Origin of the sequence: Pseudomonas sp. CM25, assembly GCF_013179705.1 — a bacterium.
Classification (GTDB): Bacteria; Pseudomonadota; Gammaproteobacteria; order Pseudomonadales; family Pseudomonadaceae; genus Aquipseudomonas.
Map to the genome: position 1 here is coordinate 1 of NZ_JABMCW010000561.1, position 2205 is coordinate 2205.

Here is a 2205-nt window from a genome sequence, read left to right on the forward strand (position 1 = left end):
GAAAGCGCCCCATGGCTACGGGCGCCTCTTCGGCCACCTCGACCGGGTAACCGTCGACACGGGTGCTGCGGATAGTGCCAACGGCTGGGTAGAACGCCAGCGCTTGCATGGGCCGGGCATCGACCGGGTCGGCGAGGATCATGTGGTGCAATCCGGCAACCCAGGGCGCGGCCTCAGCTTGTGCCAGCAGGCCGCCGAGCAGGGCCAGCGTCAACAGGCAACGTCGGATACTCATCGGCAGGGGGCTCCTCGCTGGGCTCAGCGATACCCCAGCATAGAGCCGGGTGGCGCTGCAGCAGATGAAAACTGGATGAAACCATCGCCATGCATCGCGCGCTTGCGCCCTGTGCATTTGCGCATTTCGCCGAACCCGTGGCATAGATACAGGTCCACGTACTTACGTGACCGTTTCGCGCCATTGAAGGAGATTCATGCATGAGCAAGCCCCCTTACGTGCCGCCCAAGGTCTGGCGCAACAGTGCAGCGTCCGGCGGCCAGTTCGCCAGCATCAACCGCCCGGTTGCCGGCCCGACCCATGACAAGGACCTGCCGCAGGGTGAACACCCGCTGCAGCTCTATTCCCTGGCCACGCCCAATGGCGTAAAGGTCACCATTGCCCTGGAAGAGCTGCTTGCATTGGGCCATGCCGGAGCCGAATACGATGCCTGGCTGATCCGCATCGGCGAGGGCGACCAGTTTTCCAGCGGCTTTGTGCAGGTCAACCCCAACTCGAAGATACCCGCCCTGCTCGACCGCAGCGTCGAGCCGCCGGTACGGGTGTTCGAGTCGGGCTCGATTCTGCTGTACCTGGCGGAAAAGTTCGGCGAATTGCTGCCAAAGACTCCCGCCGCGCGCACTGAAACGCTGAACTGGCTGTTCTGGCAAATGGGCGCGGCGCCTTACCTGGGCGGTGGTTTTGGCCACTTCTATGTGTACGCGCCGGAAAAAATCGAGTACGCGATCAACCGCTTCACCATGGAAGCCAAGCGCCAGCTGGATGTGCTCGACCGCCGCCTGGCGGAAAGCCGCTACCTGGGTGGCGAGGAATACAGCATTGCCGATATCGCCGTGTGGTCCTGGTACGGCCAGCTGGTGCGCGGCACCGTGTATGACGCGGCCGAATTCCTGGCGGTGCAGGAGTATCCGCATGTGCTGCGCTGGGCCGAGGAAATCGCCCAGCGCCCGGCGGTGCAGCGAGGCACCCGGGTGAATCGGACCTGGGGCGATGAAGACACGCAGGTGCCGGAGCGGCATGCGGCTGCTGACCTGGCACGCTGACGCCCGCCCCGTGGAGGAGCGACCTTGCCGAGGCGCTCCTGCAAAAGGCCCACGCAACGCTGGACAATGCCTGCCTGCACAAAACCATTTGCCCCTGCGCAAACCTGCTTCCGCCAAGCCCTTCTTGTACACTCCTCGCATTAGCCCCCACCTGCACATTTTTTGGTGAACGCATGATCGAGGTAACCGAGGTTTCCATTGCCGAGCTGCGCGACGCGCTCGAGTCGGGCCGCACGACAGCGGTCGAGCTGGTCAAGGCCTACCTGGCACGTATCGATGCCTACAACGGCGCCGATACCGCCACCGCCCTGAACGCCGTAGTGGTGCGCAACCCGGAGGCGCTGAAAGAAGCCGAGGCATCCGACGCTCGCCGTGCCAGCGGCCAGGTGCTGAGCCCGCTGGACGGCATCCCCTACACCGCCAAGGACAGCTACCTGGTCAAGGGCCTGACCGCTGCATCCGGCAGCCCGGCCTTCAAGGACCTGGTCGCCCAGCGCGACGCCTTCACCATCGAGCGCCTGCGCGCCGCCGGCGCTGTGTGCCTGGGCAAGACCAACATGCCGCCCATGGCCAACGGTGGCATGCAGCGCGGTGTTTATGGCCGTGCCGAAAGCCCGTACAACGCCAACTACCTGACCGCGCCATTCGCCTCGGGCTCGTCCAACGGGGCCGGCACCGCCACCGCCGCCAGCTTCAGTGCGTTCGGCCTGGCCGAAGAAACCTGGTCCAGCGGCCGCGGCCCGGCGTCCAACAACGGCCTGTGTGCCTACACACCGTCACGCGGGGTGATTTCGGTACGTGGCAACTGGCCGCTGACCCCGACCATGGACGTGGTGGTGCCTTATGCCCGCACCATGGCCGATCTGCTGGAAATTCTCGACGTGGTGGTCGCCGATGACGCCGACAAGCGCGGCGACCTGTGGCGCC

At 65.2% G+C, this 2205-nt stretch carries 2 protein-coding genes and 1 pseudogene; 2 read left to right on the forward strand and 1 reads right to left on the reverse strand.

Features of this window, described 5'->3' with window-relative positions; all coding sequences use genetic code 11:
* Window positions 1-235 (reverse strand): annotated as a pseudogene (locus HP546_RS29390) (dienelactone hydrolase); the annotation flags it as partial.
* A gap of 200 nt (window positions 236-435) precedes the next feature.
* Between HP546_RS29390 and yghU the strand changes: the two are divergent.
* The gene (gene yghU, locus HP546_RS29395; RefSeq protein ID WP_172233130.1) at window positions 436-1278 is read left to right on the forward strand and encodes a glutathione-dependent disulfide-bond oxidoreductase; all 843 of its coding nucleotides are present in this window, start codon (window positions 436-438) and stop codon (window positions 1276-1278) included.
* Between the two features lie 173 nt (window positions 1279-1451).
* Window positions 1452-2205: amidase family protein (locus tag HP546_RS29400; RefSeq protein ID WP_256678571.1), on the forward strand; the 754-nt coding region annotated here is incomplete at its 3' end.

What these genes read in the sequence shown, in the direction of transcription:
- yghU (WP_172233130.1), top strand. Translation starts at nt 436, where the DNA reads ATGAGCAAGCCCCCTTACGTGCCGCCCAAGGTCTGGCGCAACAGTGCA.